Origin of the sequence: Chryseobacterium sp. Leaf405, from assembly GCF_001425355.1 — a bacterium.
Lineage (GTDB): Bacteria > Bacteroidota > Bacteroidia > Flavobacteriales > Weeksellaceae > Chryseobacterium.
On record NZ_LMQN01000001.1, the window covers coordinates 598,788 to 623,944 of the forward strand.

Annotated in this window: 24 protein-coding genes and 1 riboswitch; of the genes, 8 read left to right on the top strand and 16 right to left on the bottom strand. The window is 34.0% G+C overall.

All coding sequences use genetic code 11. The features are described from left to right. Window positions 1–33: 33 nt before the first annotated feature. Window positions 34–450, bottom strand: coding sequence for a hypothetical protein (locus tag ASG22_RS02710; RefSeq protein WP_131726139.1), 417 nt, complete (start codon window positions 448–450; stop codon window positions 34–36). 75 nt (window positions 451–525) lie between these two features. Then, the gene (locus tag ASG22_RS02715) at window positions 526–879 is read right to left on the bottom strand and encodes an arsenate reductase family protein (RefSeq protein ID WP_055980138.1); all 354 of its coding nucleotides are present in this window, start codon (window positions 877–879) and stop codon (window positions 526–528) included. A gap of 70 nt (window positions 880–949) precedes the next feature. Between ASG22_RS02715 and ASG22_RS02720 the strand changes: the two genes are divergently transcribed. The 3 genes from ASG22_RS02720 (at window position 950) to ASG22_RS02730 (ending at window position 3,702) form a co-directional block, all read left to right on the top strand. Beyond that, complete coding sequence (locus ASG22_RS02720; RefSeq protein WP_055980141.1) at window positions 950–1,417, top strand: acyl-CoA thioesterase; 468 nt, start codon at window positions 950–952, stop codon at window positions 1,415–1,417. Beyond that, on the top strand, window positions 1,418–2,284 hold the full coding sequence (locus ASG22_RS02725; protein WP_055980144.1) for a sugar phosphate isomerase/epimerase family protein: 867 nt from the start codon (window positions 1,418–1,420) through the stop codon (window positions 2,282–2,284). A 15-nt stretch (window positions 2,285–2,299) separates the two neighbouring features. Beyond that, window positions 2,300–2,367, top strand: a riboswitch (Fluoride riboswitch). A 30-nt stretch (window positions 2,368–2,397) separates the two neighbouring features. Next, window positions 2,398–3,702, top strand: coding sequence for a voltage-gated chloride channel family protein (locus ASG22_RS02730; protein WP_082504905.1), 1,305 nt, complete (start codon window positions 2,398–2,400; stop codon window positions 3,700–3,702). Between the two features lie 119 nt (window positions 3,703–3,821). Here the strand turns inward: ASG22_RS02730 and ASG22_RS02735 are convergent, their stop codons facing one another. The 7 genes from ASG22_RS02735 to ASG22_RS02765 form a co-directional block, all read right to left on the bottom strand. Then, complete coding sequence (locus ASG22_RS02735; protein WP_055980147.1) at window positions 3,822–4,007, bottom strand: hypothetical protein; 186 nt, start codon at window positions 4,005–4,007, stop codon at window positions 3,822–3,824. A 302-nt stretch (window positions 4,008–4,309) separates the two neighbouring features. After that, window positions 4,310–5,878, bottom strand: coding sequence for a ribonuclease Y (gene rny, locus ASG22_RS02740; RefSeq protein ID WP_055980150.1), 1,569 nt, complete (start codon window positions 5,876–5,878; stop codon window positions 4,310–4,312). 224 nt (window positions 5,879–6,102) lie between these two features. Beyond that, window positions 6,103–6,393 carry a cell division protein ZapA gene (locus ASG22_RS02745; RefSeq protein ID WP_055980153.1) on the bottom strand — a complete coding sequence of 97 codons (291 nt, stop codon included), beginning with the start codon at window positions 6,391–6,393 and terminating at the stop codon, window positions 6,103–6,105. Continuing rightward, window positions 6,393–6,695, bottom strand: a complete 303-nt coding sequence (locus ASG22_RS02750; protein ID WP_055980157.1) for a hypothetical protein — start codon at window positions 6,693–6,695, stop codon at window positions 6,393–6,395. Before ASG22_RS02750 ends, ASG22_RS02745 begins: the two co-directional genes overlap by 1 nt. A gap of 142 nt (window positions 6,696–6,837) precedes the next feature. Then, window positions 6,838–7,620 carry a porin family protein gene (locus tag ASG22_RS02755; RefSeq protein ID WP_055980159.1) on the bottom strand — a complete coding sequence of 261 codons (783 nt, stop codon included), beginning with the start codon at window positions 7,618–7,620 and terminating at the stop codon, window positions 6,838–6,840. Between the two features lie 3 nt (window positions 7,621–7,623). Continuing rightward, window positions 7,624–8,355, bottom strand: coding sequence for a bifunctional demethylmenaquinone methyltransferase/2-methoxy-6-polyprenyl-1,4-benzoquinol methylase UbiE (gene ubiE / locus ASG22_RS02760; RefSeq protein ID WP_055980162.1), 732 nt, complete (start codon window positions 8,353–8,355; stop codon window positions 7,624–7,626). Further along, on the bottom strand, window positions 8,352–8,921 hold the full coding sequence (locus ASG22_RS02765; protein WP_055980164.1) for a hypothetical protein: 570 nt from the start codon (window positions 8,919–8,921) through the stop codon (window positions 8,352–8,354). Before ASG22_RS02765 ends, ubiE begins: the two co-directional genes overlap by 4 nt. Before the next feature lie 101 nt (window positions 8,922–9,022). Here ASG22_RS02765 and ASG22_RS02770 point away from each other — a divergent pair, with 101 nt between their 5' ends. Together ASG22_RS02770 and ASG22_RS02775 are read left to right on the top strand one after the other, a co-directional pair. Beyond that, the gene (locus ASG22_RS02770; RefSeq protein ID WP_055980167.1) at window positions 9,023–10,090 is read left to right on the top strand and encodes a 3-oxoacyl-ACP synthase III family protein; all 1,068 of its coding nucleotides are present in this window, start codon (window positions 9,023–9,025) and stop codon (window positions 10,088–10,090) included. 70 nt (window positions 10,091–10,160) lie between these two features. Beyond that, window positions 10,161–11,366 (top strand): metallophosphoesterase, encoded by a 1,206-nt coding sequence (locus tag ASG22_RS02775; protein WP_055980170.1) that lies wholly within the window; start codon window positions 10,161–10,163, stop codon window positions 11,364–11,366. Window positions 11,367–11,421: 55 nt separating this feature from the next. On the opposite strand, the gene ASG22_RS02780 is transcribed toward ASG22_RS02775, so the two are convergent. Both ASG22_RS02780 and ASG22_RS02785 read right to left on the bottom strand, forming a co-directional pair. Continuing rightward, a complete protein-coding gene (locus ASG22_RS02780) occupies window positions 11,422–12,174 on the bottom strand; it encodes a hypothetical protein (protein WP_055980172.1) in 753 nt (250 codons plus the stop codon). Window positions 12,175–12,258: 84 nt separating this feature from the next. Next, window positions 12,259–13,224, bottom strand: a complete 966-nt coding sequence (locus tag ASG22_RS02785) for an NAD-dependent epimerase/dehydratase family protein (protein ID WP_055980175.1) — start codon at window positions 13,222–13,224, stop codon at window positions 12,259–12,261. 148 nt (window positions 13,225–13,372) lie between these two features. On the opposite strand from ASG22_RS02785, the gene ASG22_RS02790 reads away from it, so the two are divergent. Next, window positions 13,373–14,653 carry a dicarboxylate/amino acid:cation symporter gene (locus ASG22_RS02790; RefSeq protein ID WP_055980178.1) on the top strand — a complete coding sequence of 427 codons (1,281 nt, stop codon included), beginning with the start codon at window positions 13,373–13,375 and terminating at the stop codon, window positions 14,651–14,653. A gap of 180 nt (window positions 14,654–14,833) precedes the next feature. Here ASG22_RS02790 and ASG22_RS02795 read toward each other — a convergent pair whose 3' ends face one another. From ASG22_RS02795 to gyrB, 5 genes are all read right to left on the bottom strand, one after another. Then, entirely contained in the window at window positions 14,834–15,724 is an 891-nt protein-coding gene (locus ASG22_RS02795; protein ID WP_409991354.1) for a diacylglycerol/lipid kinase family protein, read from the bottom strand. 5 nt (window positions 15,725–15,729) lie between these two features. Then, window positions 15,730–16,557, bottom strand: coding sequence for a DUF3298 and DUF4163 domain-containing protein (locus ASG22_RS02800; protein WP_055980274.1), 828 nt, complete (start codon window positions 16,555–16,557; stop codon window positions 15,730–15,732). Window positions 16,558–16,636: 79 nt separating this feature from the next. After that, the gene (locus tag ASG22_RS02805; protein ID WP_055980182.1) at window positions 16,637–18,568 is read right to left on the bottom strand and encodes a transglutaminase domain-containing protein; all 1,932 of its coding nucleotides are present in this window, start codon (window positions 18,566–18,568) and stop codon (window positions 16,637–16,639) included. 2 nt (window positions 18,569–18,570) lie between these two features. Beyond that, on the bottom strand, window positions 18,571–20,463 hold the full coding sequence (locus ASG22_RS02810; protein ID WP_055980185.1) for a DUF3857 domain-containing protein: 1,893 nt from the start codon (window positions 20,461–20,463) through the stop codon (window positions 18,571–18,573). A gap of 152 nt (window positions 20,464–20,615) precedes the next feature. Continuing rightward, window positions 20,616–22,550 (bottom strand): DNA topoisomerase (ATP-hydrolyzing) subunit B, encoded by a 1,935-nt coding sequence (gene gyrB / locus ASG22_RS02815; RefSeq protein ID WP_055980188.1) that lies wholly within the window; start codon window positions 22,548–22,550, stop codon window positions 20,616–20,618. Between the two features lie 230 nt (window positions 22,551–22,780). Here gyrB and ASG22_RS02820 point away from each other — a divergent pair, with 230 nt between their 5' ends. After that, entirely contained in the window at window positions 22,781–24,124 is a 1,344-nt protein-coding gene (locus tag ASG22_RS02820; RefSeq protein WP_055980191.1) for a cytochrome ubiquinol oxidase subunit I, read from the top strand. Then, entirely contained in the window at window positions 24,121–25,125 is a 1,005-nt protein-coding gene (locus ASG22_RS02825; protein ID WP_055980194.1) for a cytochrome d ubiquinol oxidase subunit II, read from the top strand. Before ASG22_RS02820 ends, ASG22_RS02825 begins: the two co-directional genes overlap by 4 nt. Window positions 25,126–25,157: the final 32 nt, after the last annotated feature.

Here is a 25,157-nt window from a genome sequence, read left to right on the forward strand (position 1 = left end):
AAAAACCGCAGAAATTTCTGCGGTTTTTTTGTTTTAACGATATACTAAAATATTTTTCACAATCTTACTTCCATAAAATCGTTTTTCAGATTCAGAAAAATAAAACTTGTTCCTTCTGTTATTGAAATTCACTGTTTTGTAAAGCAATCCCGTTTCCCAAGTAATCATCATTTTTGTTTCGTTCATGATCGGATAATTCATATCATAAAATCTGAAAAGAGATTTTTGCACAACCATGCTATCAACAGAATTAGGAATAATCCAAACCGTTTGTGGTCGAATTTTAATCATTCTTCCTAACATATAAGAAAACGGTTTACCTATATATTCTTTTTTATTAACTTCAAAAGTTTTAATATATTGTAATGTATCTAAAACAGCTTTATCTTGAGACTTTTTTATAATAATATTACTTTGTGCATCACAATGAATACACAAAAAAATGAACATCGTTACAAAAATTTTCATCTTCAAAACATAAGACGGTATAATTCAATTAACTTCAAATATCAGATTTACAATTATTTATTCTGCCCGGAAAAATTCTTTAAGACTTTGAAGATTCGCTTTTTCATTACCTATAAAAATTTCTTTATCTGTAAGAAAAACCGGACGTTTTAAGAATGTATAATGATCTAATAACAATTCCTTATAATCATCTTCGCCTAAAGCCTTTAGGTCTAACTCTCTCAGTTTGATCTGAGTAGATTTTTTACTAAACAATGCTTCATAAGATTGTGTATGCTGATACATGGCTTCTAATTCCTCTTTTGTAATTGGCTCCTTTTTTATTTCTCGAAGTTCCCAATCTTTAAGACTAAACTGTCCCAAAATTTTTCTACAAGTGTCACATGTATTAAGGTGAAATACTTTTTTCATTTCCCAAAAGTAAGATATTAATCTAAAATTTTAAAAATTATTAAATATCTTTATTAAAATTTTATTGAGAATGGACAACAAACCTATTACTTTTCAGTTTATTTCTGAGCCTTCGGACGTTAATTACGGAGGAAATGTACATGGAGGAAGCGTTATGAAATGGATCGATCAGGCAGGTTACGCTTGTGCAACGACTTGGAGCGGAAATTATTCTGTAACTGTTTACGTTGGCGGGATAAGATTCTACGAACCAATCAAAATCGGGGAAATCGTAAAGGTCGAAGCTCAGGTAATTTATACAGGATCTTCGAGTATGCATATTTCAATTAATGTGTTCTCCAGAAACCTGAAACAGCCAAATTTTGATAAGAAAACCCACTGTATCATTGTTTTTGTGGCCGTTGATGAAAATGGTAAAAAACTTCCTGTTCCAAAATGGATTCCTGAAACCCAAGAAGAAAAACAACAGGAAAAATACGCAAAACGCCTGATGGAACTGAGAACACAGATTGAAGACGAAATGAAACCTTTTCTATAAATGCAAAGAAAAGATTTTATCAAGCTTTCTTCATTGGGACTTTTAGGATTGTATTCCTGTGGAATTTCAAATGTAAAAAATAACAAAAAAACATTGGCAATTCAATTATATACCATTCGTGATGCCATTTCCGCAAATCTGGAAAAAACATTAGAAAGACTGGCAGAATTAGGTTTTAAAGAAATTGAAATTTATGGCTTTGATGGAACGTTTTATGGAAAAACAAGATATGAATTTCAGGAAATTCTAAAAAATATTGGCTTAAAAGTTATCAGTTCACACCACACCACCGGAATCCTTCATAATGATAAAGGAACTTTATTGAATAACTGGGAAAAGTCAGTAGAAGATTTACAATATATCGGTTCGAAATATATGGTTTGCTCGTATCTTTTTCCTGAAGAACGAACCCTAGAAAATTATAAAAAAATACCGGAACTATTAGATAAATCAGGAGAATTAACGAAAAAAGCAGGAATTCAGTTTGCTTATCACAATCATGATTTTGAATTTCAGGAATTTGATAAAACGCAAAATATTTATGATTTTATTTTAGAAAATTCGTCTTCAGATTTAGTTAAAATGGAATTGGATTTATACTGGATATCAAAAGCAGGAATTGATCCTTTAGTTTATTTTGAAAAATATCCAAAAAGATTTTGCTTGTGGCATATAAAAGACATGAAGGCAGAATCAAAGGACTTTGCAGAAATCGGAAATGGAACGATTGATTTTAAAAGAATTTTTGAAGCCAAGGAAAAGGCAGGTCTTCAACATTGGTTTTTAGAACAGGATTCCAGCGATAAAGAGATTTTTGAAAGTATTAAAATAAGCCGTGATTATATCCTGAAAAATGATTTCTTTTGAAATAATACTTATATTTGCAGCAAAGGAAATGGTGTTCTTCCTTACCCAACCGCTTTTCAAAAGCTGATGACGCCTGATTAAGAGATTATTAACAATAATTTGATCAGGAAATTATGTCTAAACATCAACGAACTTTAAATAACAAAGCAATATTTCATACCCGATTTTTCTTCAGAAAATATCCGGCTTTACCGTATATTTTTAAATGGTTTTGTATCAGTTTAATTATAGGAATATTAGTGGGAACAGCTTCCGCAGGATTTTTACAATCTTTAGAATGGGCAACCCAATTCAGAGAAAATCATATCTGGATGATTGCATTTTTACCGATTGCCGGTTTTTTGGTTGGACTTTTATATTACTATTTCGGAAAAGATGTAGAGGCAGGAAATAATATTTTGATTGAAAATATTCATGAACCCAAAGCGATTATTCCATTCAAAATGGCTCCTTTTGTTTATTTAGGGACGATTATCACCCATCTTTTTGGAGGTTCGGCAGGCCGTGAAGGAACAGCACTGCAAATGGCAGGAGCAATTGCAGATCAGTTGACAAAGCCTTTTAAACTCAATCAAAACGAAAGAAAAATTTTAATTATTTCAGCAATTGCAGCTGGTTTTGGTTCGGTTTTCGGAACACCTTTGGCAGGAGCAGTTTTCGGACTTGAAGTTTTTTTGATTGGGAAAATTCGATATAATGCCATTTTTCCTGCTTTTATATCAGCTATTTTAGCAGATTGGGTAACTAATCTGTGGAATGCAAAACATACGCATTATGATATTGATTTTATTCCGAAGCTTGAGTTTTTACCGATTTTATACAGTATTGTAGCGGGAATTGCTTTTGGAATCTGTGCCGCAACGTTCAGCAAAATGATTCATTGGGCAGGTTCAGTTTTTAAATCTAAAATACAATACCCTCCGCTTCGTCCTGTTATTGGTGGAATTATTGTAGCTGTTGCCGTTTTTTCAATAGGGACAACACGATATATAGGACTGGGAATTCCAACAATTGTAGAATCTTTTGAAAAACAGCTTGCATTGTATGATTTTGCACTGAAAATGATTTTTACCGTCATTACCCTTTCTGCTGGTTTTAAAGGAGGAGAAGTAACTCCTTTGTTCTTTATCGGGGCAACTTTGGGAAGCGCTTTGTCATTATTTATTCCGCTTCCGTTTGGTTTATTGGCAGGAATGGGATTTGTAGCAGTTTTTGCGGGAGCAACCAATACTCCGCTTGCCTGTATGTTGATGGGAATTGAATTATTTGGAATAGAATCCGGTATTTACATTGCTATTGCCTGCATCGTTTCGTATTTATTTTCCGGAAACAACAGCATTTACACAAAACAAAAAATTGGAGAAGCAAAAAATCAAAGATTCGAAAATCTTCACGATAAAAGTTTCTCTGATTTATAATGTTAACTTTACTAACTTCATCAAACTTTTTGAGTTCTCACATTACAAAAGCCTTCCGAAGGTCCGAAAGGCTTTTGCGTATTAAATGTGGAAATGTTTATTTCTAATTGAAATAATTTTTATACCTCACCACAAGTGTAAACCTGCGGACAAGCGATGTACTGACCGCAATATTTAGGACCTACAACAGATCCTGCGCAGTCGCACCCGCAAAGCGAAAGATCCGGAGTTCCGCTTACACCTCCTGTGATGTTTTTAAGATCGGCTTTTTTTAATTTTGTAGCTTTTTTCAAAAAATTCTGCATATTGATTTGGTTTTTGAGATTATAATTTTGTTTTAGTTACGTTTCAAAGTTAAACAAATAATAATTATTCACCTCATAATTTAAAAATAATTTTACAATTAGTTTATTTCATTGACTTTACTGATATGACAACGTAAATTTTTATATAAATATTTCTTAAACACTTATAATTATTATATAAACTTTATATTTTACTAAATCTTGGAATTAGCAATTAAAAAAATAAACAATAATTTCAACTTTACTAAAAATAAAAAACCTTTCAATTTCTTGAAAGGTTTCTATTAAATATCTTGATAAGATTATCTCGCAATATTCACAGCTCTCGTTTCTCTGATCACTGTTACTTTTACTTGTCCCGGATATGTTAATTCATTCTGAATTTTTTCGGAAATATCATAAGATAACTGAGAAGCAACTTCGTCATTTACTCTTCCGCTTTCTACCATCACTCTTAATTCTCTTCCCGCCTGAATTGCATACGCTGAAGAAACTCCTTCAAAGCTCAATGCTGCGGCTTCAAGGTCTTTTAATCTTTGAATATAAGATTCAAGAACCTGTCTTCTTGCTCCCGGTCTTGCTCCAGAAATCGCATCGGCAACCTGAATGATCGGAGATAATAATGAAGTCATTTCAACCTCGTCGTGGTGAGCACCAATAGCATTGATAACTTCTGCATTTTCACCATATTTCTCAGCCCACTGCATTCCTAATAAAGCGTGAGGAAGTTCAGATTCCTGCTCCGGAACTTTACCGATATCGTGTAATAGACCGGCTCTTTTAGCTAATTTTACATTTAATCCCAATTCAGCAGCCATTGTTGCAGCAATATTTGCCACCTCTCTTGAGTGCTGTAGTAAGTTCTGTCCGTAAGATGAACGGTATTTCATTCTACCTACGATTTTTATTAGTTCAGGATGTAATCCGTGGATTCCTAAATCGATAATCGTTCTTTTACCTACTTCGATAATCTCCTCCTCGATTTGTTTTCTCGTTTTTTCAACAACTTCTTCAATTCTTGCCGGGTGAATTCTACCATCGGTTACCAATCTGTGAAGTGATAATCTTGCGATTTCTCTTCTTACAGGATCGAAACATGAAAGAAGAATCGCTTCCGGAGTATCATCTACAATAATTTCTACACCGGTCACGGCTTCTAAAGCACGGATATTTCTACCTTCTCTACCGATAATTCTACCTTTTACTTCATCAGATTCAATATTAAATACCGATACCGAATTTTCGATTGCCTGCTCTGTTCCGATTCTCTGGATAGTCTGGATAACAATTTTTCTTGCCTCTCCTTTGGCATTCAGCTGAGCTTCTTCCATAATACTCTGAACGTGCGCCTGAGCTCTGGTTTTTGCTTCTGCTTTTAGAGATTCTACCAATTCAGCTTTTGCTTCTTCTGCAGAATAATTAGAGATTTTTTCAAGAATTTCGACCTTTTTAGCAGTTGCAGTATCTAGTTCCTGCTGCTTTCTTTCGAGAATTTCTGTTTTTTTAGCATAATCTGCAATTTGCTTGTCAAGATCTTTTTCAAGCTTTCCTATTTTGCTAAGTTCGTCGTTTAGTTTGTGCTCTTTATCTTTCGTTCTTTTTTCGATCTCCTGCATTTTTCTTTCACGAGACTGAATATCTGCGTCATGCTGGGATTTCAGTTCAAGAAATTTTTCTTTTGCCTGAAGATTTTTTTCTTTCTTTATGGATTCTGCTTGTACATTAGCTTTTTCTATAAGGTTTTCAGCATTTTTCTTTGCATCATCTATAATAAATTTTCCTTTGGTATTAAGCGAGCTTTTGGAAAAAAGAATTCCTATCACTGCACCAATTACAAGGCAAATTACGCCGACTATAATGGCTGTTGTCATATCTATATATAAGTTTTAATTGTCTTTCATTAAATAAAAAAGCCTACAATAATTCAGTGATATAGAGTAAACTCCTAATCAACACGATTTGAACTGATTTCCATTTTCTGTAATCCGATAAATCGGCACGCCATTTAATGGACATTTGCTCGGTAATTGTTTAGCGTTGAGTTTACCTTTAATGTGTTAGAATTATTGTAGGCAGCTTTTGTGGGAAAAAAAATCTATTTCCCTATTTCATTATTCAACGATTGATTAATCTGAGTTAATCTTTCGTTGGTAGATTGTATGGTTTTATCGTAGTTCATAGACGTTACTTCTGCATTGGTTCCCAATTTCAGGGCACACATCGCCAAAGCATCCTGTTTGTCTCTCACATCGAAATTTTGTTCAAAATCTTTAATCATGCTTTCAATTTGCTTCCCTACCTTTCTCAGCGTTTCTTCTTCTGCTGCCGGTACGTTCAGCGGATATACCCTTCCTGCAATGTTGATGGTTATTCTTCTTACCTCCATTATAATCCACTGTTTTGAAGCTGTGCAATACAGAAATCAACTTCCTTTACCAATCTGTTGATGTGATTTTTCATCAATCTGTTGTGTTCAGGATTTCCTGATATTGCCGAATGAAGCTTTATTTTTTTTTGTTCTTCTGCTAATACCTGACTTTTTCTCCTTTCCTCATCATATCTCTTCTTCAGGTCTTCATGCTCAATATTCAATTCAGAGAATCTTTCAGTAAGATTTTTATAGTTCTTTTGTAAAAGTAAAATCTTTTTTTCTAATTCTGAAAAATTGTTTTCTAAATCTTGAAGCATTTCAGGTTTGTATATTCTAACTATTAGCAAAAATAGAAAAATATTGACACTAATAAAAATAAAACGTTCTATATTTTGATATTGCCATAAAAAAAGGAGACACATTCTGCATCTCCTGATAGTATTTTAAGTAAAATTTTTCTTATTCGAATTTAAGAACAAAAAATATAGCTCTTGTCTGTAAAGTAGACATTGCCGAAGTCCAATAAGGAGGTGTTGTAGCATTATCTGCAACAATTTCGTTGTTCATGATAAATGTCCCTCTTACCGCAGGCGTTAATTTAAATTTATTAAAGTAAAACTGGATGCCCATTTCAGCAGACCAAGCAAAGTTGTGTGTTGTAGATCTGAAAACCTGCTGCATATTGTCATCCGTAGAATCTGAATTCGACTGAAGATTTACGATATAGTTTACACCCGCTGCAACATAAGGTCTGGAATTGTACCATCTTTCTCCGTGAAACTCTAATAACACAGGAACATCCACTAATGTTGTTTTGATTTCTCTTACTCTGTCCTTTTCAGTTAAAGGCATCGGAATAAAAGGATCGTTAGTCAAAGTTCCAAATTGATACTGGTCGTTTGACTGTGTATTGAAAGTCAATTGTCTTTGTCCAAACTGTAACCCCGGTTCTAATCTCAGATCTAAATAATCATTCAGTCTCCATTTAGCAATCAAACCTGCACCGAAACTGTAACTTTCTTTAGATGTCACAAGATTCTGGTTATTGTTCATACCATATCTTGGATTTAAAACGATACGGTAATCCAGCCTGTTGGCATTTAGATAAAATCCCCAACTGAATGTCTGCTGATCAAAGTCTTCCAACTTATCCATCCTGTTTCGGGTTCTAAATTGTGCATCTGCAAAAACTGCAATATTTACTGAGGCTAAAACCAGTACTTTTAATAAAAATTTATTCATAGGTTACTTTGTTGCTTTATAAATTGTGGCTATACCTAAACTTTGTTTTTTATATTCAACTTTCTTAAATCCTGTATCTAAAAGAATCTGCTTCATTTTTTCTCCGAAAGGAAAAGCATTTACAGAATCAGGAAGATATGTATATGCCCTATTATCTTTAGAAACCAATCTGCCGATGGCAGGCAATATATTTTTAAAATAAAACATATAAAACGGTCCTAAAAACCCCTCAACCTTTGAAAACTCCAGTATGTAAACACTCTTGTTATCTTTCACTACTCTTCTTAATTCTGCCAAACCTTTAGTAAGGTTCTCAAAATTCCTTACTCCAAATGCAACGGAAACAGCATCGAATCTATTATCCTCGAAAGGTAAATTTTCTGCATCGCCCTTTTGCATGGAAATTTTGCCGTCTAAATTAAGTTTTTTTATTTTAATAACGCCAACATTTAACATTTGTTGCGATAAATCTAAACCAATTACTTTTGAGTTGGTTCCTTTTTCGACTGCAATTGCCAAATCGCCCGTTCCGGTAGCCACATCCAGCACTTCCTGCGGGTTATCATTTTTCATCCATTTTACCAATGTATTTCTCCATAAAACATCAATTTTCATAGATAAAACATGGTTCAGAAGATCATATTTCGGTGCAATATTGTCGAACATATCCTCTACCTGGCTCTTTTTAGTAGCCTCAGAATTGTAGGGCGTTACTTTGTTGATATCGTTTGTCAAAACTTGTAATATTCTTTATAATAATTAAGGTAATCCTGTTTTCTAAAAATTTTTGATCTCGATTCTACCTGCTGAACATTTTTGATAATCTTATCATAATCTTCATCCACATTGTAGTAAAAATCATCCGTATATAGTTTATTGAAGTGTCTTGCTGCCCCAAAATACGGTTTTCCATCAATTATCGTCTTATCAAGTGTCAAAAGTAATGAATCTTTTTTAAGATTGTAGCCATAATATTGATCATTAACATAATAATCCTGATGTGCAATATTAATAAGACCTCGGATCTTATTTACTTCAAAAGCAGAATCGTAGAGTAATTTCTTGTTCTGATCAAAAACTTTAATTGAGTTTTTCCCTTTATCAAGATCAATCGGAACAGTCTGTCCGGCAGCAATAGTACCTTCTGAACCGTTATTAATCTTATAGTAATACGTATTAGGTGTAGGATTATCTACAACATAATAATTCTTTTTAGCCAAAAAAATAAAGTAGATCCCAAAGGCAACCACAAAAGCCGCCACAGCAATCACTAAACCTTTCATTGAAGGATTGTTTTTCATAAGACTGTAAAGTACATTTTTTGCAAATTTAATAATATTTTTAATTCTTCGTTATTAATATTAATTATTAACTTTGCATCTCTAAAAAATCATATAAACGAATGCTGAATACGATCATTATTGGTTCCGGATCTTACCTTCCAAACAGAATTATTGGTAGAGAATTTTTCTTAGATTCAGAGTTTTATACAGAAGACGGGGTAAAAATAGATAAACCTGCAGAGGAAACTATTGCAAAATTTGTAGAAATCACAGAAATAGAAAACAGGCGTTTCATTGAAGATGATCTTTCAAACTCACAAATCGGTTACGAAGCGGCAAAGATTGCTATTGCAGATGCTAATGTAGATCAGGAGGAACTGGATTATATTATTTATGCAAGTAATTTTGGAGAAGTAACAGTAAACGGATATGCTGATTTTATGCCGACAATGGCGGCAAGAGTAAAAAATAAATTAGGCATCAGAAACAGAAAATGTATTACGTATGATATGCTTTTCGGATGTCCGGGATGGGTGGAAGCAATGATTTTAGCCGATAATTTAATTAAAGCTAAAGTTGCTAAAACTATTTTGGTAATTGGTGCCGAAACATTGAGCAGAGTAACAGACCCTTATGACAGAAACAGAATGATTTTTGCAGACGGAGCCGGAGCAGTTGTTGTAAAAGCGACTGACGAAGAAAATGTAGGAATTATCGCCCATAATACAATCTGTGACAACGGAATCGAACTTGATTATCTGGCAAACGGACCGTCTATTAACAAAGAAGCCGATCAAAGTCGTTTATTTGTAAGAATGCAGGGAAGAAAAATCTACGAATACGCTCTTAAAAACGTTCCGGCAGCAATTAAAGAAACGATTGAAGACGCAGGACTTTCCATTGAAGATATCAACAAAATCTTAATTCACCAGGCAAATGCAAAAATGGATTATGCCATGATCGAAAGGCTTCACAAGCTTTACGATATAAAAGATTACGACCATTCTATCTCTCCAATGACGATTCAAGACTTTGGAAATTCGTCTGTTGCAACAATTCCTACCATGTTTGATTTAATAATTAAAGGAAAAATGGAGGGTCAAACGTTTAAAGAAAAAGGTAACATTGTGATGACTTCGGTTGGTGCCGGAATGAACATTAATGCTATCGTTTACAGATTTCCTTAAATATTATTTAATTTAAAAATATAAAAAAAGCACAGGGAAATCATTCTTTGTGCTTTTTTTACACTTGATTATGCAGAGAAATTTTTTATTTATTGCGGCGATCTTCCTTTTTTTGGAAGTTTATATTTATCAGGCAATAAGAACATTAACAGATAACTTATGGTTAAGAATCGGCTATTGGGTCGTTTCCTTAGTCATTTACGGTTTTTTCGCTTATGAAATTACTCATTTTAGCAGAGCCGACAGAAGTATGGTGAGAGCACAAATCATGATCTCGTTGTTTCTGGTTTTTATTTTACCGAAAGTTTTTGTCGTTCTGTTTTTATTAATTGATGATATTTTCAGAACCGGAAGTTATTTAGTAGGATTAACACGACCAACGGAAAACTTTTTCCCTGAAAGGCGAAAGTTTCTAAGTATTGTAGGATTAGGTTTAGGAGGCGTTCTTTCTGCCCTTTTTATTGATGGAATTACCTTTGGAAAGTATCGTCACAAAGTACGAAGAGTAAGAATTAATTTCGCAAATCTTCCAAAAAGTTTTAAAGGGTATAAAATCGTACAGATTTCTGATGTTCACAGTGGAAGTTTTTCAGATCCAAGCAAATTACAGCACGCTATTGATTTAATTAATGAACAAAAACCGGATTTGGTTTTATTTACAGGAGACATGGTGAATAATGTTGCCAATGAATTCAAACCTTTCATTCCATTGTTTTCAAAGATTAAAGCTAAAGATGGAAAATTAGCAGTTCTCGGAAATCATGATTATTCAGATTATGTGGAATGGAAATCTTTGGATGCTAAAAAGAAAAATCTTGAAACACTAATCGACTACGAAAGACAGGCCGGATTCGATATGTTGAGAAACGAGCATCGAGTTATTGAAAAAAACGGTGAAAAAATATATATTCTTGGCGTTGAAAACTGGGGATTAAAACCATTCCCACAATTTGGAAGACTGGATGACGCTTTAAAAGGAGTTCCTGAAAACGCAACAAAAATTCTAATGAGCCACGACCCTACTCACTTCGATTATGTCGTTAAAAAACATCCTGTTGACGTTCATTTAACACTTTCCGGTCACACACACGGAATGCAGTTTGGCTTAGATCTGAAAAATGTAAAATGGTCGCCTGTTCAATACAAATATCCAAAATGGGCAGATCTTTATGAAAGCGAAGGAAAAATGCTTTACGTAAACAGAGGATTCGGAGTTTTGGGTTATCCGGGCAGAGTTGGGGTTTTGCCGGAAATTACGCTTTTTGAATTGGCTTAAAAATACGAGGTTAATGATTTGCTTTAAATTTACTTAAAGTAATCCCTGAACCTATTTAAAAAATATAATCTTTCATACGGGAAGTAGCCATCTCCTTTTCGTTGAACCAAACAAGGAGGGCAGCTAGTTTGTCCTCCATTTTTTTGCCCGAATATAATCTTCTGTAAAAAGGAATCTCAAATCGATATTTCTTAAAATCTGTAAACTGCCAAGAGTTGAGATAAATCAAAACAAATTCATCATTCTTCAAGGTTTCGAAAACCATATTCTGATAATATTTCGTAGGCAAAATCTGAAATACAAAATCATTGTACGGCAACTGACTGTAAGGAGAAATACTTTCCGGAACAATACTTAATCCATCTTCTTCGACGATTTGCGTATCTCTTTTCAGACGTTTAAAAGGAAAAAGAATATTGGCATTATCAATATTAGAAACATAATTAAATTCTAACATTTTCAAATCTTCTTGAGGCAGCTTGCAATCTTTCTGACGAATTCCCCGGATCTGTTTTCCAAACAATTCCTGAGTTAATTTCTTTACTGCTTCAATTTCCTGAAGGTTGGAATTTTTATTATAAAAAGCAATTTCATGCCCCTGGGATGAAATTGCTTTTAGCAGATTCTGAAGTTTTTCTGCAATGGAAATCTCTACAAAAAAACTTGCTTTTGTATCGTGAATATCTAAAATTCTGAGAATTGCTTTGGTATTCTCAATGGTAATTTTTAATCTTTCTTCATCGGAAATCTCTACTCCATTTTGGCATTTAGCTTCTATATTTACAATGTTGAAAGTCAATAAAATCATTTAAATTTAATTTTAGATAAAAATTATAATTAATTAAAAATCAGATGTTAAAAATAATTTTATTTAAATAATAACTTTAAATAATTATTTTTTCTCCAATTTAGCTTTCAGATTCTTTATCATATCTTTTGTCATTTCAGAAATTCCAAAATCATACGACAATCCCCAGTCTTTTTTTGCTACAGAATCATCAATTGAAGCCGGCCAAGAATCTGCAATCTGCTGTCTGAAATCTGGTTTATAATCGATCTCAAAACCTGGAATTTCTTTCTTAATTTCTTCTGCCAATTCTTTTGGAGTGAAAGACATTCCACCTAAATTATAAGACGAACGAACGGTTAAACTTTCTTTCGGAGCTTCCATTAATTTCAAAGTTGCGTTAATCGCATCATCCATATACAACATCGGCATTCCCGTATTTTCAGAAATAAAACTTGTATATTTTCCTTCTTCAATGGCTTCGTAAAAAATCTCAACAGCGTAATCTGTTGTACCTCCACCCGCAGGAGTTTTCCATGAAATCAATCCGGGATAACGGATACTTCTTACGTCTACTCCATATTTATCAAAATAATATTCGCACCATTTTTCACCCGCCATTTTAGAAATTCCATACACTGTGGTAGGATTTAAAACAACATCCTGCTCCACATTTTCCTTTGGAATTCCTTTTCCGAAAACAGCGATTGAACTCGGCCAGAAAATCTTTTGAAGCAGACCTTCTTTTGCCAATTCGCAAAAATGAAGAAGAGGTTCAAGGTTTAATTTCCATGCGAAAATAGGCTGCTTTTCTGAAGTACCGGACAATAATGAAGCCAAATGATACACTGTAGTAATCTCGTAATCTTTGATTACCTGTCTTACCAATTGCGTATTTGTAACGTCCATACGTTCGTAATGACCTGCAGCAGTAATTCCCTTTTGCCATCTGTCAAGCCCCGAAGCAACCACATTATCTGCCCCGTGAATTTCAACAAGTCGGTTTGTAAGCTCGGTTCCGATTTGCCCCAAAGCCCCTGTAATAAGTATTCTTTCCGTATAAGATTCCATTTTTAAACTTTTTATTTTGATCGAAAGCAAAAGTAAATATTTTAAATCTATCCTGAAACACAAAAAAGCATATCGGAAACTTCTCCTGACTTTTATCACATCTTAATTCAAATTTTATTAATTTCCGACTCTTAAAACCAACATTCTTTTGAAAGCGAAAAAAATCTATCAGCAGCTTTATTTTCAGGTTATTATAGCCATTATTGCAGGAATTTTACTAGGGAGATTTTATCCTGATTTGGGAGAAAAAATGAAACCTCTGGGCGACGGCTTTATTAAATTAGTGAAAATGATTATTGCTCCGGTAATTTTCATCACCCTGACTTTAGGAATTGCCCACATGACAGATCTAAAAAAAGTGGGAAGAATTGCCGTAAAAGCGATGATCTATTTTATCACTTTTTCCACATTAGCTTTAATTATCGGATTGATTGTCGGGAATATTTTGCAGCCCGGTCATGGTTTAAATATTGATCCTTCTACTCTTTCCGGAGACGTTTCTCAATATCAGCAGAAAGCTCACGACACGACACTGACAGGATTTATCATGAATATTATTCCTGAAACACTATTTAGTCCGTTGGTTGGAGAAAATATTTTACAGGTACTTTTAGTGGCTATTTTGATGGGTGTTGCATTGGTTTTAACCAAAGAAAAAAGCGGAAAAGTAACCGAATTTTTACAGGATCTTTCAACTCCGATTTTCAAAATTGTGCATATGCTAATGAAATTGGCGCCGATTGGAGCATTTGGAGCAATGGCTTTTACCATTGGGAAATATGGACTTCATTCTGTTATCAATCTGATTTTTTTAGTCGGAACATTTTACATCACATCTGCCCTTTTTATAGTTTTAGTTTTGGGAGCTGTAGCTTGGTACAACGGTTTTAATATTTTTAAATTGATGTATTATCTGAAAGAAGAACTTCTTTTGGTTTTAGGAACAAGTTCATCAGAATCTGCACTTCCCGGAATTATGGAAAAAATGGAAAAAGCAGGTTGCTCAAAAGCAATTGTTGGATTAGTTGTTCCAACGGGATATTCTTTTAATTTGGACGGCACAAATATTTACATGACATTGGCATCGTTATTTATTGCGCAGGCTTTGAATATTGATCTTTCCATTGAAAAACAGATTATGTTACTTTTGGTTGCGATGTTGAGTTCAAAAGGCGCTGCAGGAGTTACCGGAGCAGGTTTTGTAACGTTAGCCGCCACTCTAGCGGTAGTTCCAGAAATTCCTATTGCGGGAATGACCCTGATTTTAGGAATTGATAAATTTATGAGTGAATGCCGTGCTTTAACAAACGTTATCGGAAATTCCGTAGCAACAGTTGTTGTCGCAAACTGGGAAAAGCAATTGGATAAAACGCAATTGCAATATTGCCTGGATCATCCGAATGAGATTGAGAAAAAACTGGAAATTTGATCCCGCATTTATTGTTATTTACCAACGTTAATTTTACAGACAAATACCATAGCCCCAATTGCAGTGAAAATCCTTTTTTGAAAAAAAAGATTGTAATGTAAAGCAGGAAAAAGCTCTTGAAAATGTGCAAATGAGTTATGTGTTTTGAGATTGCTTCGTCACTTCGTTTCTCGCAATGACTTAAATCAAAATATTCAGGCTGGAAGGCTGAACTTTTACGTGAATTGGTGATTTTATTTTGTTGAATTCTCCGTCAAGATGCCAGTTTTTGGTGTTGACTTTAAATTCAATTTCTGAAACGGGAAGATATGTTACATAATCATCATCTTTCAGCTTTTTGGTGAACATTCTGAAGGCAAAAAGCGCAGAATACGTCAACGGAAATTTTTTTACCAAAACCATATCTACCAAACCGTCGCTTTTGCTAGCCTGAGGTGCAATATAAGCATTATTCCCGAACTGACGGGTATTAGCAATATTTACCATCAGATACTTCCCGTTGTATTGCTTATAATCTTCATTAAAAAATTTAAGTTTAATTGGTTTATAACTGAAAAATGTTTTTAGAGAAACTTTAATATAATTTTTGAATCCGCGAGTTGTTTTTTCAAATTCTTTGACCACTTTCCCATCAAATCCGGTTCCGGAAACATTGATTGAAAGTTTATCATTGACCGTAAAAGTATCTATTTTTCTGGATTTTTTTGTTTTAATTTTCTCTAATAACTCCTCCAGATTTTTGCTGAATTGCGTTTCATTAGAAAAACCATTTCCAGATCCGGCAGGGAAAATCGCCAGAATTTTCTCTGTATTAATCAGATTTCTAGCAATCGTAGAAATAGTTCCGTCACCACCAATCGCCACAAAAATATCTGTTGTTTCAAAATGCTGCTGAATAAATTCATCCGTACCCAAAATCGATTCCGAAATATAGTACAAAGGATTTTCAACCTTAGTTTTCAACTCGTTAAGAAACGGCAGATAATTTTTCTTCGCCGAAAAAGGATTGATGATAAAGGCTACTTTTTCCATTATCGCAAAATTAAAAAATGCTTCCTGATTTGGAAGCATTAATATTAATTAATTTTCATTCTTTCTTTAAATTCAGGTTTCAGCGTTCCTGCAAGATCTTTCCATGAAATCGGAATGGTGATATCTCCCGCCGCAAAAGCCGTAATTTCGTAAGGACTGTAATGAAAATACAGGTTTTTATCATCAAAATAAAAATTCTGTGTGGTCGGAATCACGTCTACCAAAAGCATTTCGGAATTATTAACTTCACCGTTTTCATCCGTAGCTCCGCCATTTGCTTTATTTATGTTTTTCATCAATAAACTTTCCAATTGCTTTTTAGTCATTGAGGTAATGTCTGTCAACTGTACTTTTTTGTTATTTTTTAAGTCAAAAACTCTTTCCGAGAATCCATAATTGTCATGAGCGCCCCCAGAGTATGATCCCCATGAATATTCGATATGAAGAAAATCATTTTTATTCGAAATCAATTCCATTCCTGCGCTTTCGTACCATACTTGTGAAAATGTGATATCGGAAATCCAGTCTTTACTGTCTTTTTTAATTGAATTAAAATAATCTGTCTTATCTTTTTGTAAAAAATTCTGCAATCCCTGTTTAGAATAATCTTTCTGATCTTTTATGCTAAAATAAATACTGTCTAGCAAAGCTTTATCTTTTATTGTCGGGAAAACCAATAATTTAGAATCAAATTTTGCAGTAAGAGAATCTGCAATTTTTGTAGAATCTTCAATCTTCACAGAGTCAATAACAAACTTTTCAGGTTGATTCGTTTCAGTTTTGTCTGCATTTGTTGTATTCTTCTCAGTTTTATTACAAGCCGTAAAAGCAAATAACGAAGAAAGTGCTAAGACAGCAATCGTGTTTTTCATAATTTTATTTTTCTTCTTATATGCAAAAACCATTCAAAAAATGAATGGTTTTAAAAATATTCTGAAAAATTTGATATTATTATTTTTTCACTAAGCTAATTACCTGATTTTCCTGTTTTGAAGCGACTCCCCAAATCTGTTTGAAAGCCGGATAATATTCTTTCGGATAATCGGGGCTCAATACTTTGGTTATCGTCGTAACTTCGAGTTTATTTCCTTTCTGTTCGGCAATATAGCTGTATTCAATTTCTTTATCTTCCGTTACGATCTTCTTATTTTTGGGCATTTCTTCAATCACATATCCGTCAGGAATTTCCAATGTAATTTTTTTTATTCTTGTAAAAGATGAAGTAAAATCAATCAGATATTTTCTTGTTTCGGTCTGATCAAATTCATTTGAATTTTTGTTTAGAAATAACATCGGATTAATAATCATCTTCTTCCCGATTTTATCAATAAGATTGTCTGACGAAAAATTCATAGTACTTTCAAAATCACCGTTTTCAAGAACTTTAGAATCAATATTTTTAAAATCTATTGCAAAATTTTCTTTATACTGTTTTTTGTATTTATCAGAATTATCATCATAATTTTCTTTCGCAAACATAGCGTATGTTCCGGTATCTTTATCAGAATAAGTTCCCGAAATACTTCCATCATCATTAATTTTAGCATCAGCAGTCAGATATGTAAAGCTGGCTTTTGCATTTACCATAGACAATTGCTGTACTTTGTCTTTGGCAACTAAAATCCCAAACTGATTCCAGTCTCTTGGCGGAAGCTGATCCATCGAAGATTGCTTTGAAGTCGCATCATAAAGGTGAAAACCGTCTTTCGTCTGTATTGCTGCAATCACAAAATTGGTATTGGTAATATTGGGAGTCGCAATATTAATCAAACCGTTGCTCACCGTAGAAATCACAAGTGGATCTGCTTTCAAACCAGCTTCACGAAGCATCATAACCAGAAAAAGATTAATTTCGGCGGCATTTCCGATTTTTGTTTCGATCATTTTTTTGATTCCGTCTTCTGTATAAATTCCGCGGTCTTTATTCCATGTAAAAGTATTTTTAACATAATTGAAAACAGCATTTGCTTTCTCTGTTTCATTATTAATGATCGAAATATTCAAAGGCATATTTTCCTTTGCAAGCCTTGTTTTCTTCAGTTCGCCACCAAAATCTTCATTTTCATACAGCCTATCTTTAATCTTTTCCCAAGATGAAGAATATAATCTTAGCTCACGAAAATTTGTAGAGTGAAGCTCTGCTCCTATTTTAGTTCTGTAATTTCTGTCATTTCTTACAAATTTTTCAGTTTTAAAACCTTTTAAATTTTCGTATCCAAATCTGTACGTTCTGTAGTTTGTTCCGTACATTGCCTTTTCTTCTACCATTTTATATTTCGGAGTGAGAGAACCTGTATAATTTAGGTTATAAGCAATATTGGAAGGACTGTCTAACACATATTCTGTGTACAAAGACGGTGTATCAGTTTCAATCAGAATTTCGGGAATAATATACAAAAACGGAGACGTAACTTCGTATTGATATTCAATCACAGAGCCATTTTTCACATTGGGAAATGCAAATTTTGTAACAGAAACGTTTTTACTTTCTTTGCTTTTGTATTTTGAACTATTATCGACTTTAGTCGCAATCGCTGCACCATTTTCTAAATTATAGGTAAAAGCTTTAATTTTAGAAAGAGTTTCCTGATCGCTTCCGCTTTTATAAAGAGGAATTTCAAGATTCAACCAATCTTCAGCTTTGTCTTTATCATAAATTTTCACCCGGTAAAAAACCTTTTTAATCAAAGAATTACTGCTGTTATCGATACTGAAATGCAAAGATTTATACAAAATCTCTGCTGGAGCATTTTCATCTAAAGTCGATTTTTGTTTCGAAAGATCTGCATCATCAAATTTCGGAGGCTCTAGAAATCGATATTTTTGAGCCGGAATGTATATAAAATTTACTGAGCAGATTGCCAGAAGGAGAAGTTTTTTCATGCTTAGATTTTGGTAATTAGAATCTTTGAATTATCGTTATTAATTGTTTTTTTTCGGAAATTAATGTAATCGTTATATTTTTCTTTTGGATAAAGACCTTTATTAACTTTAATTATTCTGTTTACTTTCAGCTCAGTACCATTGTTTACGAACTTTAATGTATAGGATCCGAATTCAGAATTAAAAGTAACATTCTGAGGAATTTCTTCCACTTTAAAATTTTGCGGAATGGTATAATTTATCTCGTACTCATCTTCAAAAGACTGCCTCAATTCAAACGGCAATTCTCTGTTTTCTTCAATTTTATAGACCGTATTTGAATAGATAGGAACCGCTCTGAAAATCATGCTGTTTCCTGCATTTTTAGAATAATTAATGGCTTTAAAATCAAGATCATATTTAGCCAATGCCTGATCTTTATCATTGAGAAAATTTTTCATCTCAATTTTTTCAAAATTTAGTGTATTTAAAAGATTTTTCGCCGCTTCATTTCTGTCTTTCGGAGACATATTGACAAGAGAAATAGTATTGTCATATTGACTTCCGCTATAAGAAAAATTACCATCTCCCAAAATACTATTATCTTCATTCAGCTTTATTTTAAGGATTTGCTTCTCTTTATTTTGCTGTGCAGGATAAACGGGTGTTTCAATTAATTCAATTCCGTTTTTTCTGATAGAAAGCACGTTTCTGTCTGTCGTATTGTAGCTAAGATGATTAAATGCAATTTGTTGAGACGTATTCTCCAACCAAATATTTCCTTTTTCTGTTGGAACCATTAAAATAACGTGATTGCCACCCATTTTAGGAAAATCAGCATCAAAAGAAACCGGTGAAGCCCCTGAATTAATCACAGAATAGTATGAAGGAATACCCGCTTCATCCAACAAAATTTTCATATAATTAGAAAGACCTTTGCAATCTCCATACCCTTTTTTCTGCACTTCATCTGGTAGCATAGGCTGCCAACCGCCAATTCCTAGTGCAACAGCAATGTACCTCGTTTTTTCCTGCATGTGCTGATACAGTTTCTTTACTTTCTCTTCAGTGGTTCCCTGTAAATTAAGCGCAGCAACTTCCGATTTAATGGATGGAGAAGTAACCGAAACCGGCTGCAAAATACTGTTATAATACCAGGCTCCGAATTCACTCCAACTATTAATACTTCCCTGTTTGCCTTCAAGATTGAACTTTGTTAAAGCAAAACTGACTTTTGGTAAAATTTTCACCGTCTGAGGCAGAAGAAAAACATCCTCGATAGCAGAAACATTTTTATAAGTATAGGTTTTATCTGAACCGTTATCGCTTTCATTAACAGAAGTATAATTATATTTCGAAGGATAAATTTTAGTTTTAAGTTCAATCCCCGAATTATTAATAATCTTTATTTGAGCTTCTTCCAAAGAAATATTAGTCGATTTAAATGGCACAAAATCTGGCAGAAAAATAGTATTCTCATCACCGATCTGATAAGAAAACTCTACTGTATATGGATATTGAGTTGGAGTATAAGATAATGCTAAAATTCTATTATCAGAATAAAAAGTTCCCTGATTATTATTCGCAAAATCATTAAAATCTGACTTCGAATATGATTTGATTTTTTTTCCTGATTCATCGTGATAAGTTACTTTAACATCAGAAATACTATTCCCTTTTTCATACGGAATATAAACCATCGCCTGCGAATCTCCGTCTTTATTTAAAACTGTTGTAGCCGTATAATACTGATATTTTATATCGTCGATCTTATTGATCTGAATTGTTGTAAAATCTTTTCTGATAACCGCATTAGCATTTTTTTTAAGATTTTCAGCAATAGAAGAAACAGGAAAACTTTGAGCGCAATAAAATGAAGCCATCGAAAGTGCTCCAATACATAGTATTTTCATCATAGTTATTAAAGTTTTGCAAAAGTAATGAAATCTAATAACTGATGAAATTATTTTTTATTGTATTAAAAAATGTTCACAAATCTTTCATTTAATGTAAAAACAAAAAAGACCTCATTTCTGAAGTCTTTTAATTTTATAGTGAAAGCATTTAATTATGCATCAATTTTCGCATACTTAGCATTCTTCTCAATAAATTCTCTTCTTGGCGGAACCTCATCTCCCATCAACATAGAGAAAACGCTGTCTGCTTCTACTGCATTGTCAATTGTCACCTGTTTCAGAATTCTGTGTTCCGGGTTTAGAGTTGTCTCCCAAAGCTGCTCCGGGTTCATTTCTCCAAGACCTTTATAACGTTGAACTTCAACACCTTTTCCGTCCGGAGACATTTCTAAAGTAAACTGTTCACGCTCTTTTTCATTGTAAGCGTAAATTTTCTTATTTCCTTTTTTTAATAGATATAAAGGAGGTTGAGCGATATAAATATATCCGTTTTCAATTAACTCCTTCATATATCTGAAGAAGAACGTTAAGATCAAAGTAGAAATGTGAGATCCGTCGATATCGGCATCGGTCATAATTACTACTTTATGATATCTTAATTTCACCATATTCAACGCCTTGCTGTCTTCTTCTGTACCTACAGAAACTCCTAAAGCCGTATAAATATTTTTAATTTCTTCGTTATCATACACTTTATGAAGCATTGATTTCTCAACATTCAAAATCTTACCTCTTAAAGGAAGAATTGCCTGAAAATGACGGTCACGCCCCTGCTTAGCCGTACCACCTGCAGAATCTCCCTCCACTAAGAACAATTCAGATTCAGCCGGATCTTTTGAAGAACAATCAGACAGTTTTCCTGGTAAACCAGAACCTCCCATTGGAGATTTTCTCTGAACCATTTCACGAGCTTTCTTCGCTGCCTGTCTAGCTTTTGCCGCTAAAACAACTTTCTGAACGATAATTTTCGCTTCGTTAGGATTTTCCTCCAAGAAATTGGTAAGCATTTCACCTACAATTTTATCTACAGCACCCGAAACTTCAGAATTACCTAATTTCGTTTTCGTCTGTCCTTCAAACTGAGGTTCCATTACTTTTACAGAAATCACGGCCGTTAATCCTTCACGGAAATCATCTCCTGTAATTTCCACTTTTTCTTTAGCAGGAATACCTAATTCATCAGCATATTTCTTAAGAGTTCTCGTTAAAGCACGTCTGAAACCTGCCAAGTGAGTACCTCCTTCGTGTGTATTGATATTATTAACGTAAGAGTGAAGATTTTCGTTGAATGATGTATTGTAACGCATCGCTACTTCCACCGGAATATCGTCTCTTTCACCTTCCATGAAAATTACATTTTCCATGATCGATTCACGGTTTCCGTCGATATAGGCAACGAATTCTTTTAAACCACCTTCAGAATGAAAAACTTCTGTTTTGAAAGAACCGTCTTCCAATTTTTCTCTCTCATCTGTAAGGGTAATGGTGATTCCTTTATTAAGATAAGAAAGTTCTCTTAAACGGTTTGCCAATGTATCATAGTTGTATACCAATTCCGTAAAAATAGTATCATCCGGCTGGAAAAACTGCTTCGTCCCTCTATGCTCACTATGACCAATTTCTTCAACACCGGTTTGCGCTTTTCCTTTAGAGTAAATCTGCTGGTAAACGTTTCCGTCTCTGTAGACCGTAGTTACCATTTCGTTGGAAAGTGCATTCACACAAGAAACCCCAACCCCGTGAAGACCACCTGAAACCTTATAAGAATCTTTATCAAATTTACCTCCTGCCCCGATTTTTGTCATTACAACCTCAAGAGCAGATTTTTGTTCTTTTTCGTGGAAGTCAACAGGAATACCTCTACCGTTATCCATAACTTCGACTCCGTTTCCTTCCTTAATAGCAACGAATATCGTATCGCAGTATCCTGCCAACGCTTCGTCTATAGAGTTATCTACTACTTCATAAACCAAATGATGGAGACCTCTTACTCCCACATCACCAATGTACATTGAAGGACGCATACGTACGTGCTCCATTCCTTCCAATGCCTGAATACTACTAGCTGTATATTGTTTCTGACTCATATAAATATTAAAAATTTTGCCCTATGCAAAGACTCACAAATATCGTGATTTTTTTCGAGGTATGAAAGTTAAAATATGTCAAAAAAAGAAGGATTTTTCTACATTTGGAAGAAGTGAATGATTTTAAAAAAGATCAAAGTTAAAGTGTATTTTTTTAACCCTTACTGTTGTAAATCATAATTTATCTCTCTAATTTATTCTTATCTTTATTACACCAAAATTGATATTTTATGGACGACTTTCTTGCCGCTCGTGCCCAAATGGCGATGTCCCTAGGTTTTCACATTATTTTTTCCTGTGTCGGTATGGTTATGCCTTTTTTAATGGCTTTTGCCCACTGGAAATATCTAAAAACTAAAAACGAAGTATATAAAGGTCTTACCAAAGCATGGAGTAAAGGAGTTGCCATTCTATTTGCTGTAGGAGCCGTTTCCGGAACGATGCTTTCGTTTGAGCTCGGACTTCTCTGGCCTAATTTCATGAAACACGCCGGACCAATTTTTGGGATGCCTTTTTCGCTGGAAGGAACCGCATTTTTTATTGAAGCCATTGCCATAGGTTTTTTCCTTTACGGTTGGGATAAATTTAATAAATGGTTTCACTGGTTTTGCGGATTTTTGGTTGGCTTAAGTGGTTTAGCTTCAGGAATTTTAGTCGTTGCCGCCAATGCGTGGATGAATTCTCCAGCCGGTTTTGATTATGTTGACGGACAATATTTGAATATAGATCCTATTAAAGCCATGTTTAATGAAGCTTGGTTTCCGCAGGCATTGCATATGACCGTTGCCGCTTTTTGTGCGACAGGATTTGCAGTTGCAGGAGTACATGCCTATTTAATAATGAAAAAAAAGAATGTTGAATTTCATACCAAAGCATTTAGAATTGCTGCCGGATTTGCTTTAATCGGAGCATTCGGAGCACCTTTAAGCGGAGATGTTGCAGCAAAATCCGTTGCCAAAAGACAGCCTATAAAATTAGCAGCAATGGAAGCTCATTTTGAAACAGAAAAAGGAGCTGCTTTCGTAATAGGCGGAATTCCGGATGAAGAAAAAGAAGAAATAAAATATGCTATAAAAATCCCAAAAGTATTAAGTTTTTTAACAAGTAATGATTTTAATGCTGAAGTAAAAGGCTTAAAAGATTTCCCAAAAGATGAATGGCCACCTGTTCCCGTTGTACATTACGCTTTCCAGATTATGATTTTCTTCGGTGTGGTGATGATTATAATCGGAATAGTTTATCTATATGCCACATTTTTCAGGAAAGAATGGCTCGATAAAAACTGGTTATTAAAAACATTTTTATATGCTACTCCTTTTGGATATATTGCTCTGGAAGCAGGATGGACTGTCACAGAAGTAGGAAGACAGCCCTGGATTATTTACGGAATCATGAGAACCGTTGACGCCGTGACTCCTATGCCGGGAATTCAGTATTCATTTTATTTTTTCACAGCAGTTTTTATTTCATTATCGATCATTATTATTTTCCTTTTGAGAAGACAGATACAGATGGTTCCGAAATTATATGATCCGACAGATGTTCAGTTTAATGCTAAAAACAAGAAATCATGATTTACGTAGTTATAGGTTTTCTCTGGCTGTCAATTTGCCTGTATGTGATTTTGGGAGGAGCTGATTTTGGAGCCGGAATTGTAGAACTTTTCACAAAAAAAAGAGCCCGTAACAAGACGAAAGAGCTTATGTACGAATCCATCGCACCGGTTTGGGAAGCTAATCATATGTGGCTGATTATTGCGATTGTTATTCTATTTGTCGGTTTTCCTGAAATTTACACTACACTTTCAACTTATCTGCATATTCCGTTGGTTTTGATGTTGGTGGGAATTATTGCTAGAGGTACTGCTTTTACTTTCAGAAATTATGATGCGGTAAAAGATGACTGGCAACACGTTTATACACAGATATTTTATTTTTCAAGTCTGCTAACTCCCTTTTTCTTAGGATTAATTGCTGCTGCTACGATTTCACATTCTATTGATACGGAAGCGACGGGATTTTTAGACTTATATATTTTCAGTTGGCTGAATTGGTTTGGGATTTCTGTTGGTTTATTTACGATCTCAATCTGTGCGTATGTAGCTTCTATATTTGCATTAAGAGAAACTATAGACCGGCTTGAATTGGGTTTAATGATTAAAAAATCAAAACAAACGATGATCTTTGTTGTCATTACCGGAATTTTAGTTTTTGTAACGGCTTATCTTTCTGATATTCCTTTATTGATATGGGTTTTCTCGAAACCTTTAGGGATAATGGCAACTTTTTTTGCAACCATTTGTTTACTATTGATTTTAAGAGCTATGAAAACCCGAAAACTTCTTCCCGTAAGAGCATTGGCAGGATTTCAGATTATTATGATTTTGGTGGCTGCAACCTATCAGCATAATCCAAACATCATTCTTTTTGCTAATGGACAGCATCTTTCTTTATTGGAACATGTTGCCGCTCCGAAAACGATTTCAGCTTTGGGATGGGCTTTACTATTGGGTTCTTTATTTATTCTGCCATTTTTATTTTACCTGATGGCGTCGTTTAGTAAGTTGAGAAAATAGTAATTTTTATAAGAGGTTTTGGCGGCAGCTTC